The organism is Sinorhizobium sp. NFACC03 (assembly GCF_900103435.1).
In the GTDB taxonomy this organism is placed as follows: Bacteria; Pseudomonadota; Alphaproteobacteria; order Rhizobiales; family Rhizobiaceae; genus Ensifer.
The window spans coordinates 40,402-52,853 of the sequence record NZ_FMXF01000009.1; the positions used below are offsets into that span (position 1 = coordinate 40,402).

10 protein-coding genes are annotated in these 12,452 nt (G+C 63.9%); 5 read left to right on the forward strand and 5 right to left on the reverse strand.

Going from position 1 to position 12,452, the window contains the following annotated elements; genetic code table 11:
- Window positions 1-336: 336 nt before the first annotated feature.
- On the reverse strand, window positions 337-1,230 hold the full coding sequence (locus BLU35_RS13925; RefSeq protein WP_057254863.1) for a LysR family transcriptional regulator: 894 nt from the start codon (window positions 1,228-1,230) through the stop codon (window positions 337-339).
- A 113-nt stretch (window positions 1,231-1,343) separates the two neighbouring features.
- On the opposite strand from BLU35_RS13925, the gene hglS reads away from it, so the two are divergent.
- From hglS to BLU35_RS13945, 4 genes are read left to right on the forward strand one after another with little or no spacing between them, the layout of a single operon-like run.
- The gene (gene hglS, locus BLU35_RS13930; protein ID WP_093233452.1) at window positions 1,344-2,744 is read left to right on the forward strand and encodes a 2-oxoadipate dioxygenase/decarboxylase HglS; all 1,401 of its coding nucleotides are present in this window, start codon (window positions 1,344-1,346) and stop codon (window positions 2,742-2,744) included.
- Window positions 2,745-2,754: 10 nt separating this feature from the next.
- Window positions 2,755-4,176: an FAD-binding oxidoreductase gene (locus tag BLU35_RS13935; RefSeq protein WP_093233453.1), complete on the forward strand. Its 1,422-nt coding sequence runs from the start codon at window positions 2,755-2,757 to the stop codon at window positions 4,174-4,176.
- Between the two features lie 28 nt (window positions 4,177-4,204).
- Window positions 4,205-5,737, forward strand: a complete 1,533-nt coding sequence (gene amaB, locus BLU35_RS13940) for an L-piperidine-6-carboxylate dehydrogenase (protein ID WP_093233454.1) — start codon at window positions 4,205-4,207, stop codon at window positions 5,735-5,737.
- A gap of 26 nt (window positions 5,738-5,763) precedes the next feature.
- Window positions 5,764-6,996, forward strand: a complete 1,233-nt coding sequence (locus BLU35_RS13945; RefSeq protein WP_058321652.1) for a pyridoxal phosphate-dependent aminotransferase — start codon at window positions 5,764-5,766, stop codon at window positions 6,994-6,996.
- A gap of 34 nt (window positions 6,997-7,030) precedes the next feature.
- Here BLU35_RS13945 and BLU35_RS13950 read toward each other — a convergent pair whose 3' ends face one another.
- A complete protein-coding gene (locus BLU35_RS13950; RefSeq protein ID WP_057255083.1) occupies window positions 7,031-7,579 on the reverse strand; it encodes a cupin domain-containing protein in 549 nt (182 codons plus the stop codon).
- 148 nt (window positions 7,580-7,727) lie between these two features.
- Here BLU35_RS13950 and aptA point away from each other — a divergent pair, with 148 nt between their 5' ends.
- Entirely contained in the window at window positions 7,728-9,065 is a 1,338-nt protein-coding gene (aptA, locus tag BLU35_RS13955; RefSeq protein WP_057254858.1) for an omega-aminotransferase AptA, read from the forward strand.
- Window positions 9,066-9,176: 111 nt separating this feature from the next.
- Here aptA and BLU35_RS13960 read toward each other — a convergent pair whose 3' ends face one another.
- From BLU35_RS13960 to BLU35_RS13965, 3 genes are read right to left on the reverse strand one after another with little or no spacing between them, the layout of a single operon-like run.
- The gene (locus BLU35_RS13960) at window positions 9,177-10,442 is read right to left on the reverse strand and encodes a glycerate kinase type-2 family protein (RefSeq protein WP_176907252.1); all 1,266 of its coding nucleotides are present in this window, start codon (window positions 10,440-10,442) and stop codon (window positions 9,177-9,179) included.
- A 9-nt stretch (window positions 10,443-10,451) separates the two neighbouring features.
- A complete protein-coding gene (locus tag BLU35_RS35625; RefSeq protein ID WP_057254857.1) occupies window positions 10,452-10,769 on the reverse strand; it encodes a Dabb family protein in 318 nt (105 codons plus the stop codon).
- Window positions 10,770-10,776: 7 nt separating this feature from the next.
- Complete coding sequence (locus BLU35_RS13965; protein WP_093233455.1) at window positions 10,777-12,432, reverse strand: GMC family oxidoreductase; 1,656 nt, start codon at window positions 12,430-12,432, stop codon at window positions 10,777-10,779.
- Between the last annotated feature and the right edge of the window lie 20 nt (window positions 12,433-12,452).

Consider the following 12,452-nt stretch of genomic DNA (forward strand, 5'->3'; position numbering starts at 1 on the left):
CCGCATGTGGGGAATTGGCGGTAACAGGCACCGCCCTCGACTGGGCATCGGAGATCGCAAAGCCGGCGGCGCATTGGTTTTCAAGGCCGCGGTGATGCATGAAAATGGCATTTTTTAGCCGTGGTGCCAACAGCTTGCAAGGATTGCTCATACAAGTTCGGACGATTTGCGCACAAACGAATCAAGCCGAAACCGGCCGCTGCGCGCGCCCCCAATGGCACTTCGATACAGCTCTCTCAATTGCCCTCTTCTCAAGCTTCATCGCGAATGGCAGACGAGGCGAAACGTGAAGCGGCGAGGAAGGTTCCCTCGATTTGTAGAAAAGCGTCGATCCGCTCAGCCCACTTGCTCGGTGATCCACTCCCGGAAGGCCAGGCTGATGGGGTTTTCGAGCTTACCCTCGGGCACGGCCAGATAATAGCTGTTTTCCGTCTTCATCGGCCGATCGAGCACGATGCTGAGCGTGCCGGCGGCAATTTCCTGCTCGATCAGGTAACGTGGCAGCAGCGCGAAACCGAGCCCCGCCGTCGCCGCTTCGATCACCATGGAGAACTGGTCGAAACGGTTGCCGCGATAGGCGCCGCGGCCGTCCATGTCGTTGGCCTCGAACCATTGCGCCCAGAGCTTCGGCCGCGTGGCGAGATGCAGCAATGGGCCGGCGACGAGATCCTCGGGGGTCTCGATCGGATGGTTCGCCAACAGGGCAGGGCTCGCAGCGGGCACGATGATCTCGCTGCACAGATAGCTGCAGGTGGCGCGCGCCCAGACCGGTTGGCCGTAGTGAATGGCGAGATCGAAGTTCTGCTCGTCGAAATCGAAGGGCGCGGAACGGGAGGCGATGTTCAGCACCGTATCCGGATGGCGCTTGAGGAAGTCGGGAAGGCGCGGCACCAGCCAGCGGCTGCCGAAAGTCGGCAGCGACGCGATCGAGAGCGTCGAGTCCGCCCGCGCCGAAGCCATGGCGCGCACCATCAGCTCCTCGGTCTGATTGAGGAGACGGCGAACCTCGGGCAGGAACTTCTGGCCGGCATCCGACAGGATCACCCGTTGGCGCACGCGCTCGAACAAAAGCACGCCGAGCTGGTTTTCGAGATCCTTGATCTGCCGGCTGACGGCGCTTTGGGTAAGGTTCAGCTCGGCAGCGGCCTGCGTGAAGCTGCCGTGTCGCGCCGCGCATTCGAACGCCTGCAGCGTCGTCACGTCGGGAACCAGCCTGCGGCTTAACTTCATTCCAGCCTCGCATCAACATAGTCAGAAGCAACGCGATCAATGGCCAGTTCGATCGGATATGATCCGAAATGAGAATGACCTTGTCCTTCACCCATAGCGCGAGGCGAGCCCCAGTGAAAGAGAATAGTTTCGTATCGGCCGACGACATCCGTTCGGCCTTTTCCGCAGCCATGTCGGTCATGTACCGCGACGAGGTGCCGGCCTACGGCACGCTGATGGAACTGGTCGCCAAGGTGAACGACGATACGCTCGCCGCCGACCCGCTCCTGAAGGAGCGCCTCGACGCCACCGATTCGCTCGACCGTATCTCCGAGGAACGCCACGGCGCGATCCGCCTCGGCACGCCCGCCGAGCTATCGATGATGCGTCGCGTCTTTGCCGTCATGGGCATGTACCCGGTCGGCTACTACGACCTGTCGACTGCCGGTGTGCCGGTGCACTCGACGGCCTTCCGCCCCGTTGGTGACGCCGCTCTGAAGCGCAATCCCTTCCGCGTTTTCACCTCGCTTCTGCGCCTGGACTTGATCGCTGACGAGAGCCTGCGCGCCGAGTCACAGGCGATCCTCGCCGAGCGCCGGATCTTTACGCCCGTCGCTGTCGAACTGACCGAAAAGGCTGAACGTGACGGCGGTCTCGACAAAGCCGACGCTGAGCGTTTCGTCTCGGAAGTGCTCGAAACCTTCCGCTGGCACGACAAGGCCAATGTCAGCGCCGACATGTACAAGCGTCTGCACGACGCCCATCGTCTGATCGCCGACGTCGTTTCCTTCAAGGGTCCGCACATCAATCACCTGACGCCGCGCACGCTCGACATCGACAAGGTGCAGGCGCTGATGCCGGAATACGAGATCGCACCGAAGGCCGTCGTCGAGGGCCCGCCGACCCGCAAGTGCCCGATCCTTTTGCGCCAGACCTCGTTCAAGGCGCTGGAAGAACCGGTTTCCTTCAAGGATGCCGACGGCGCCTGGAAGGCCGGCTCCCACACCGCCCGTTTCGGCGAGATCGAGCAGCGCGGCATCGCGCTGACCCCGAAGGGTCGTGCACTCTATGACGACCTGCTCGACGCCTCGCGCAAGATCGTCCGCCCGGCCGCCGACGGCTCCAATGCCCGCGAATACGAAGCGGCCCTCGCCAAGGCCTTCGAACCCTTCCCGGACACTTGGGCCGGCATCCGCGAAGCCGGCCTCGGCTATTTCAGCTACTCGCTGACGGAGAAAGGCCGCAAGGCCGGCGTCTCCCCGGCGCGTGACATCGAAGCGCTGATCGCGAGCGGTCTCGTCCAGTTCGACGCGATCGTCTACGAAGACTTCCTGCCGGTCAGCGCCGCGGGTATCTTCCAGTCGAACCTCGGCGACGGCGCCCAGCAGGACTTCGTCGCGAGCCCGAACCAGAAGCGCTTCGAAAGCGATCTCGGCGCCACCGTGCTCAACGAGTTCGATCACTATGCCGGCATTGAGCAGGCTTCGATCGAAAGCTGCATCCGGGCCTTGACCGGCGCGATCGCTGCGGAATGATGCTTTTCTGATGATCGACAAACGGCACATCGACGCGCTCGCCGACATCCTTGGAAACAAGGGGGTCGTTACGCGTCCTGAAGACCTGGAAGCCTACGAGACCGGCGCGCGCTACGATCGCGGCCGGACCTCGCTCGTGCTGCGGCCGGCAACGACGGAAGAAGTCTCTGCTGCAGTCGCCTATTGCGTCACGAACGGCATAGCGCTCATCCCGCAATCCGGCAACACCGGGCTCGTTTCCGGCTCGACCCCGGATCAATCGGGCGACGAGGCCGTGCTCAGCCTCGACCGGCTGGCGAAGCGCTTCGAGCTCGACCTCGACAATCGGTCGGTGCGGCTCGACGCCGGCTTTCGGCTGTCCGATCTCAACCGGCGCCTGGAAGAGCACGGCCTGTTCTTCCCGATCGATCTCGGCGCCGACCCGCGTATCGGTGGCATGATCGCCACCAATACCGGCGGTTCGCGCTTTCTGAAATATGGCGACGTGCGCCGCAACACCCTCGGGCTCAAGGTCGTTCTCGCAGACGAGGACGGCACCGTGCTCGACCTGCAATGCGACCTGCGCAAGAACAACACCGGCGTTGACTGGAAGCAGCTCTTTATCGGCACTTCGGGCGCCTTCGGCATCGTCACCGAATGCGTGCTGAACCTAGAACGCCTGCCGCAACAGACGGCAACCGCGCTGCTCGTTCCGGCAAGCGGCGCCCATGTACTGCCGTTGCTCCGAGCCATGGAAGAGCGGCTCGGCGCCTATCTCTCGGCCTTCGAGGGCATGTCGAGGAACGCCGTCACGGCCGCCTTCGCCCATGTGCCGTCGCTGAAGAACCCCTTCCAAGGCGGCAACGTTCCTGATTATGTCATCCTCGCCGAGATCAGCCGCACCTGGGCACCCCGCGAGGGCGAACAGTCGCTCGACGCCGTGCTGGAATCGGCTCTCGCCGAGATCTGGGAGATGGAATCGGCACCCCTCGCCGATGCCTTCGTCGGCCCGCCGCACGAGATCTGGGCGCTGCGCCATGCGCTGTCCGAGGGCGTCAAGCATCTCGGTAAGCTGATCGCCTTCGACGTCTCCTTCCGGAGGGGTGACATCATGGCCTTCTGCGACCATATGAAGGCCGAAATGCCGGCGAAATTCCCTGATGTGACCGTCTGCGACTTCGGCCATATCGGCGACGGCGGCGTGCACTTCAACCTCGTCGTGCCGAAGGACAGCGACCTTCTCAAGGACGAGACCTTCGAACCGCGGCTGCGCGAATGGGTTTTCGCGGTCGCCGTTGAGGAGTATCACGGCAGCTTCAGCGCGGAACATGCGATCGGCCGCCGCAACCAGGTCTATTACGACATTTATACACCAGACAAACTCAAGGACATGGCCGCAGGCCTGAAGACGCTCACCTCGCCGGGAAAGCTCGGCAGCGTGCGCTTCGGATAGGTCAAGCCAGGAAAACGGGAGTCAGACCATGAACATCGCAACCAAAAAAGTCGACGTGACCAAGGAAGCCGCAGCGCTTCTCGAGAAGATGGGCGTCGCCAAGGAACTCTACACCGGCGGCGACATGCCGTCCTACAGCCCGGTCACCGGCGAAAAGATCGGCAACCTCAAGACGGTTTCGGCCGCGGAAGCCGCCGCCAAGATCGAAAAGGCTCATGAAGCCTTCAAGGCCTGGCGCCTGGTTCCGGCACCGAAGCGCGGCGAACTGATCCGCCTGCTCGGCGAAGAACTGCGCGCCTTCAAGGCCGACCTCGGCCGCCTGGTTTCGATCGAAGCCGGCAAGATCACCTCCGAAGGCCTCGGCGAAGTCCAGGAAATGATCGACATCTGCGATTTCGCCGTCGGTCTTTCCCGCCAGCTATACGGCCTGACGATCGCCACCGAGCGCCCCGGCCACCGCATGATGGAAACCTGGCATCCGCTCGGCGTCGTCGGCGTCATCTCGGCCTTCAACTTCCCGGTCGCCGTCTGGTCGTGGAACACGGCGCTGGCGCTCGTCTGCGGCAACTCCGTCGTCTGGAAGCCGTCGGAAAAGACCCCGCTCACGGCGCTTGCCTCGCAGGCAATCTTCGAGCGTGCACTCGCCCGCTTCGGCGATGCGCCGGAAGGCCTGTCGCAGGTTCTCATCGGCGACCGCACCGTCGGCGAAGTCCTCGTCGACAACCCGAAGGTTCCGCTCGTTTCGGCGACCGGTTCCACCCGCATGGGCCGCGACGTCGGCCCGCGCCTTGCCAAGCGTTTTGCCCGCGCCATCCTCGAACTCGGCGGCAACAATGCCGGCATCGTCTGCCCGTCGGCCGATCTCGACATGGCGCTGCGCGCCATCGCCTTCGGCGCCATGGGCACGGCCGGCCAGCGTTGCACCACCATGCGTCGTCTCTTCGTGCACGAGAGCGTCTACGACCAGCTCGTTCCGCGTCTGAAGAAGGCCTATGGCTCGGTATCGGTCGGCAACCCGCTGGAATCGACCGCCCTCGTCGGCCCGCTCGTCGACAAGGCTGCTTTCGACAGCATGCAGAAGGCAATCGGCGAAGCCAAGTCGCATGGCGGCACCGTCACCGGCGGCGAACGCGTCGAGCTCGGCTATGATAACGGCTACTATGCCAAGCCGGCCCTCGTCGAAATGCCGAAGCAGGCTGGCCCGGTGCTCGAAGAGACCTTCGCGCCGATCCTCTACGTCATGAAGTACAGCGACTTCGACGCCGTCGTTGCCGACCACAATGCGGTCGCGGCCGGCCTGTCGTCCTCGATCTTCACCCGCGACATGCAGGAATCCGAACGCTTCCTGGCGGTCGACGGCTCGGATTGCGGCATCGCCAACGTCAACATCGGCACCTCGGGTGCTGAAATCGGCGGCGCCTTCGGCGGTGAGAAGGAAACCGGCGGCGGTCGCGAATCCGGCTCGGACTCGTGGAAGGCCTACATGCGCCGCGCCACCAACACGGTGAACTATTCGAAGGCTCTGCCGCTGGCGCAGGGCGTGTCGTTCGACATCGAATAATCGGCGCACTTAAGTAGGATTCGACCATGACCATCAACCAAACGGTCAAGGAGGCGGGCTTTCAGCCCGCCTCGCGGATCTCCTCGATCGGAGTCTCCGAAATCCTGAAAATCGGCGCCCGCGCGCAAGCCATGAAGCGCGAAGGCAAGCCGGTCATCATTCTCGGCGCTGGCGAGCCGGACTTCGACACGCCCGACTACGTCAAGGACGCCGCCTGCGAGGCGATCAAGCGCGGCGAAACCAAGTACACCGCACTCGACGGCACGCCGGACCTCAAGAAGGCGATCCGCGAAAAGTTCCAGCGTGAAAACGGCATTGCCTACGAGCAAGACGAGATCACGGTGGCAACCGGCGCCAAGCAGATCCTGTTCAACGCCATGATGGCGTCGATCAATCCCGGCGACGAGGTGATCATCCCGACGCCCTACTGGACCTCCTATTCGGATATCGTCCAGATCTGCGAAGGCAAGCCGGTTCTGATCCCCTGCGACGCCTCCTCGGGCTTCCGGCTGACAGCCGACAAGCTCGAAGCGGCAATCACGCCGAGGACGCGTTGGGTGCTCCTGAATTCGCCGTCGAACCCCTCGGGTGCCGCCTACAGCGCTGCCGACTACCGGCCGCTGCTCGACGTGCTCCTGAAGCATCCACATGTGTGGCTGCTGGTCGACGACATGTACGAGCACATCGTCTATGACGGCTTTCGCTTCGTCACCCCGGCCCAGCTCGAGCCGCGCCTGAAAGACCGCACTCTGACGGTCAACGGCGTCTCCAAGGCCTATGCCATGACCGGCTGGCGCATCGGTTATGCTGGCGGACCGCGTGACCTGATCAAGGCTATGGCCGTGGTCCAGAGCCAGGCAACCTCCTGCCCCTCCTCCGTCAGCCAGGCCGCTTCCGTCGCCGCGCTCACCGGGCCGCAGGAATTCTTGATGGAACGCACGGCCAGCTTCCAGCGTCGCCGCGACCTGGTCGTCCATGGCCTCAACGCCATCGACGGTCTCGACTGCCGCGTTCCGGAAGGTGCCTTCTACACCTTCTCCGGCTGCGCCGGCATGCTCGGCAAGGTCACACCCTCGGGCAAGACGATCGAGACGGATACGGACTTCTGCGCCTACCTGCTCGACGATGCCCACGTGGCCGTCGTTCCAGGCTCGGCCTTCGGCCTGTCGCCGTTCTTCCGCATCTCCTATGCGACGTCGGAAGCGGAACTGAAGGAAGCACTCAAGCGCATCGCCGACGCCTGCGCGCGGCTTTCGTAACGTACTGCGGACGGCGCCCCGGCGCCGTCCGTCCTCAAAACGTCGGCGGCGTACAGGCGCTGATCACCTCGCAAGGCACCGGCCCGACGCAGCGAAAGCGATGCGGCCGCCGGCTCTCAAAGTAATACGCATCCCCCGGCCCCAGTATCCGCCGCTCGTCATCGACGGTGACCTCGATGCGGCCCGAGAGTACGATGCCTCCCTCCTCGCCATCATGCACCAGCGGCACCTTTCCGGTGTCGGCGCCCGGCTGGTAACATTCCTTCAGGATCTGCAGGCTGCGGCCAAAGAGGTTCTCGCCGATCTGCCGGTAGGAAATCGGCCCCTTGCCGATTTCGACCAGTTCCTCCGCCGCATAAAACGCCTTGCGCGGCTTCTCCGGCTCGAAGGAGAAGAACTCCGCAAGCCCGATCGGAATACCGTCGAGGATGCGCTTCAGAGCCCCGACGGACGGATTGGAGGCGTTCGATTCGATCAGCGAGATCGTCGAGTTGGTGACGCCGGCGCGCTTGGCGAGTTCGCGTTGCGACAGATTGTGCATCAGCCTCAGATGACGAAGCCGGTTTCCGATGTCGACTGTCATGCAGATCAAACCTTGGTGTTCAGGTTGTTCGAAATAGCGCAAATACACTGCATCGACCCGATGAAATTCAATGAGTTAAGTGACAGCAGAAAAGGACTTGTTTGGCAAATCAAATCATGGCGTCAATCGCCGACCTCAGGAGGATGCCATGAACCAGCACACCAAACCCAACGCTCCCGTACTCGACAGCTATTGGATGCCCTTTACCGCCAACCGGCAGTTCAAACAGGCACCGCGCCTGCTCGCCTCGGCCGAGGGCATGCACTACACCAGCACCGATGGCCGCACGATCCTCGACGGCACCGCCGGCCTCTGGTGCGTCAACGCCGGCCATGGTCGCCGCCAGATTGCCGCTGCCGTCGAGCGCCAGCTGTCGACCATGGATTTCGCGCCCTCCTTCCAGATGGGCCACCCGATCGCCTTCGATTTCGCCGAACGTCTCGCCGAGATCGCTCCGGGTCCTGAGGGCCAGAAGCTTGACCGCGTGTTCTTCACCGGCTCCGGCTCGGAATCGGTCGACACCGCCCTGAAGATCGCGATCGCCTACCAGCGCGCGATTGGCCAGGGCACCCGCACCCGCCTGATCGGCCGTGAGCGTGGATATCACGGTGTCGGCTTTGGCGGCATTTCGGTCGGCGGCATCCTCAACAACCGCCGCGTCTTCCCGCAGCTTCCCGGTTCGGACCACCTTCGCCACACCCACGACCTCGCCAAGAACGCCTTCGTCAAGGGCCAGCCGGAGCACGGCGCCGAACTTGCCGATGATCTCGAGCGGCTGGTGGCGCTGCACGGCGCCGAAACCATCGCCGCCTGCATCGTCGAACCGGTCGCCGGCTCGACCGGCGTGCTCATCCCGCCGAAGGGTTACCTGGAACGCCTGCGCGCCATCTGCGACAAGCACGGCATCCTCCTGATCTTCGACGAAGTCATCACCGGCTTCGGCCGCTTGGGCGCCCCCTTTGCGACGGATTTCTTCGGCGTCACGCCCGATCTGGTGACGACCGCCAAGGGGCTTACCAACGGCGCGATCCCGATGGGCGCTGTCTTTGCCAGCCGCAAGGTGCACGATGCTCTGATGCATGGTCCGGAAAACGCGATCGAGCTCTTCCACGGCTACACGTACTCCGGCCACCCGGCCGCTTGCGCCGCCGGCATCGCCACGCTCGACATCTACCGCGACGAGGGCCTGATGACCCGCGCTGTCGAGCTGCAGGACGCCTGGCACGATGCCATGCATTCCATGAAGGGCCTGCCAAACGTCATCGACATCCGCACGATCGGCCTGATTGCCGGCATCGAGCTGCAGTCGCGCGACGGCGCTGTCGGCGCCCGCGCCTATGACGTCTTCGTCGATTGCTTCGAAAAGGGTCTGCTGATCCGCGTCACCGGCGACATCATCGCCTTCTCGCCGCCGCTGATCGCCGAAGAGAAGCATTTCGCCGAGATCGTTTCGATCCTTGGCGATGCGCTGAAGCGCGCCAAGTAAGTCAAAGCGAAGCAAGTCAAAACAGCGCCGCCGCCGCGGATATCGGCGGCGGCGTTTGCATTTCACATGCGGCGCCGAATCCGGCTAACATCTCTGCGAGAAAGCCGCGTCCTAGCGGATCAGCAGCGCCCGGAAATCGTTGACGTTCGTTCCGGTCGGTCCGGGCGCGAAGAGATCACCACTCGCGGCAAAGGCCGACCAGGCATCATGGCGGGCGAGGTGCAGGCGCGGATCGATGCCGGCCGCCCGCATGCGGGTTATGCTCTCACCGTCGGCAAAGGCGCCGGCATTGTCCTCGGAACCGTCGATGCCATCCGTATCCGCCGCAAGCGCATCAATGCCCGCAACGCCATCGATATCGAGCGCCAGCGACAGCAGCAATTCGCTGTTGCGCCCACCCTTGCCGTAGTCCTTGCCTGAGATCGTCACCGTCGTCTCGCCGCCGGAAAGCAGCACCACCGGCTTCTCGAAGGGGCGGCTCCTGAGCGCCACTTCACGAGCGAGCGCCGCATGCATGCGGCCGATATCACGCGCCTCTCCCTCGATCGCATCGGATAGAATATGCGCCTCGATACCGAGTTCGCGCGCCTTAGCCGCGGCCGCCTCCAGCGACACGCTCGCCGAGGCGATCACGTGGCATTCATGTCCGGCAAAACGCAGATCGTCCGGATCAGGCGCTCTTGCCGCTTCCGAGCGCAGATGCGCCATCACCCCATCGGGCAGCGCCATGCGGTAACGAGCAACGATATCAAGTGCCTCCGCCGGCGTGCTGCGATCCGGAACGGTTGGACCCGAGGCGACGAAGGCCGGATTGTCGCCGGGCACGTCGGAGACCACCAGGGTGACGACACGCGCCGGGAAAGCCGCCGCAGCGAGCCGACCGCCCTTGATGCGCGACACGTGCTTGCGGACCACATTCATCGCTGAGATCGGTGCACCGGAAGCAAGGAGCGCTTTGTTGACCGCAATCTCGTCGGCAAGCGTCAAGCCTTCAGGCGGCGCCGGCAGCAGGGCCGAGCCGCCGCCGGAAACCAGCGCAACCACGAGATCGTCGGCTGTCAGGTTGGAGACGGCGTAAAGCAGCACGCTCGAGGCCGCGAGGCCGGCTTCGTCCGGCACAGGGTGGGCCGATTGCAGCACCGTGATCCGCTCGCAATGTTCGATCGGGCCGTGTCGTGCCACCACCGTCCCGCGCAACGGATGCTTCCAGAGCCGCTCAAAGGCGGCCGCCATCTGGCTCGCCGCCTTGCCGGCGCCGACGACCACGGTCCGCCCCTTTGGCGGATCGGGCAGATGCGCCTTGATTGCCTCATAGGGGTCGGCGGCTCTTACGGCTTCCTCGAATAGCCGGGTCAGGAACGGGCGCGCTTCGAGCATGATCGTCACTCAATCGGCAATTTCGAGGTCGTAGACGAAGATACCGGCAACGCCGCCTTCGGCCGCAGCGACGATCTTGGCGCCGGTCTTGCGGTGCGCCTCGTCTTCCAGGTAGGCGTCGCGGGCCGCCGCATCGGTGAAGTCGACGATGAAACCTAGGCCATGGCCCTTGTCCATGCCCACTTCCGGGCTGACATTGCCACCGATATGGGCTGCCATGAAACCCGGCAACCGTGATTTCAGCGCGACGATCTCGTCGAAGATCGTTGCTTTCTCCTCCTCGGAGATTTCGGGGCGGAAGCGGATGAAGACGCAATGGCGGATCATGGGGACCTCAACGGATATCGGCGCGGGCGCGCGGGCGGCTGTCGTTACGTTCGTGGGCAAAGATGGCAGGCGGCAGGGGCTGGCGCTCGCGAATGATGTCGGCGCCCTTCTCCCCCATCATGATCGTCGGCCCGTTGGTGTTGCAAGAGGGAACGCGCGGCATCACCGAGCTGTCGCAGACGCGCAGTCCCTCCAGCCCCCGCACCTTGAGATCGAGGTCGACCACCGCCATGGCGTCCGTCCCCATCTTGCAGGTCCCAACCGGGTGGTGATCCGTCTTGGCATTGGCGCAGCCGTAGTCGAAGAACTGTTCATCGCTGATGACCGAATTGCCGGGAAGACGTTCCGCCATCACGAAAGGCTTCAGCGCCGCCTGCTGCATGATCTCGCGGGCGATCTTCAACCCCTCGATCGACATCTTGCGATCGTGCGGATCCTCCCAATAGTTGGGGTCGATGAGAGGCGCTGCCGCCGGATCGGAGGACGAAAGCCGGACCGTGCCGCGTGAGCGCGGATGCAAATAGGCGGAATTGAGCGTCACGCCGGCGTTCTTCAGCTTTTCGACGCCCGCCTCGATGCCGGAGCCAAGCCCCAGATGGAACTGGATATCCGGCGAGCGCGCATTGGGATCGGCATACCAGAAGCCCCCGGTTTCAAAGAGCGAGGACGCCACCGGTCCGGAACGGAACAGCACATATTGCAGTCCGGCCCATAGCGTACGATGAAGTTTCGCCACACCGTCATAGGTGTGGTCGCCGGTGCATTCGGAAATGACGAAGAGATCGAGGTGGTCCTGCAGGTTGCCGCCAACGCCGGGCAGGTCGTGCTTCACCGAGACGCCGACCGACTTCAGGTGATCGGCCGGGCCGATGCCGGACTGTAGCAAGAGCTTTGGCGAACCGATGGCGCCGGAGGAAACAAGCACTTCCCGCTCCGCCCGGATGATCTCGCTGCCCTTGCCCGTGACGACTTCGACGCCGACGGCGCGGGTGCCCTCAAGCACGATACGGGCGACGCGCGCGCTGGCGCGGACCGTCAGATTACGTCGATCCTTGATCGGCGAGAGATAGGCAAGCGACGCGCTCGACCGGCGACGGTTGCGCTGGGTAAGCTGGTAGAAGCCGACGCCCGCCTGCTGGCGGCCGTTGAAATCGTGGTTGTAGGGAATGCCGAGTTCCTGGCCGGCCCGAATATAGGCGTCGCAGATCGGCAGGGCAGAGACCGGCATTGAGACGCCGAGCGGGCCGCCATAGGCGTGATAGTCGTCGGCAAAGCGCTGGTTGTCTTCGCAGCGTTTGAAATAGGGAAGTACGCTGCGATAGTCCCAGCCGGTGCAGCCGTCCTCGGAAGCCCAGAGATCGTAGTCGGCGGCATTGCCGCGGGTATAGAGCTGGGCATTGATCGAGGAGCCGCCGCCGATGACCTTGGCCTGGGTATATCGCAGCACCCTGCCCTTCATGTGCTTCTGCGGCACGGTCTCCCAGCCCCAGCTGGCCACCCCCTTGGTCATCTTGGCAAAGCCGGCCGGCATGTGGAACAGCGGATTCCAGTCGCCGCCGCCGGCCTCCAGCAGCAGGACGCGCACCGACGGATCCTCGGAGAGGCGGTTGGCAAGAACGCAGCCGGCCGGGCCGGCACCGGTGATGATGTAGTCGTAGCTCATTCCCTGTTTTCCTCCGCCGC

Bases quoted from the DNA above. Each gene is read 5' to 3' on its own strand.
- BLU35_RS13925 (WP_057254863.1), bottom strand. From the start codon at position 1,230: ATGAAGTTAAGCCGCAGGCTGGTTCCCGACGTGACGACGCTGCAGGCG.
- BLU35_RS13935 (WP_093233453.1), top strand. From the start codon at position 2,755: ATGATCGACAAACGGCACATCGACGCGCTCGCCGACATCCTTGGAAAC.
- amaB (WP_093233454.1), top strand. From the start codon at position 4,205: ATGAACATCGCAACCAAAAAAGTCGACGTGACCAAGGAAGCCGCAGCG.
- BLU35_RS13945 (WP_058321652.1), top strand. From the start codon at position 5,764: ATGACCATCAACCAAACGGTCAAGGAGGCGGGCTTTCAGCCCGCCTCG.
- BLU35_RS13950 (WP_057255083.1), bottom strand. From the start codon at position 7,579: ATGACAGTCGACATCGGAAACCGGCTTCGTCATCTGAGGCTGATGCAC.
- aptA (WP_057254858.1), top strand. From the start codon at position 7,728: ATGAACCAGCACACCAAACCCAACGCTCCCGTACTCGACAGCTATTGG.
- BLU35_RS13960 (WP_176907252.1), bottom strand. From the start codon at position 10,442: ATGCTCGAAGCGCGCCCGTTCCTGACCCGGCTATTCGAGGAAGCCGTA.
- BLU35_RS35625 (WP_057254857.1), bottom strand. From the start codon at position 10,769: ATGATCCGCCATTGCGTCTTCATCCGCTTCCGCCCCGAAATCTCCGAG.
- BLU35_RS13965 (WP_093233455.1), bottom strand. From the start codon at position 12,432: ATGAGCTACGACTACATCATCACCGGTGCCGGCCCGGCCGGCTGCGTT.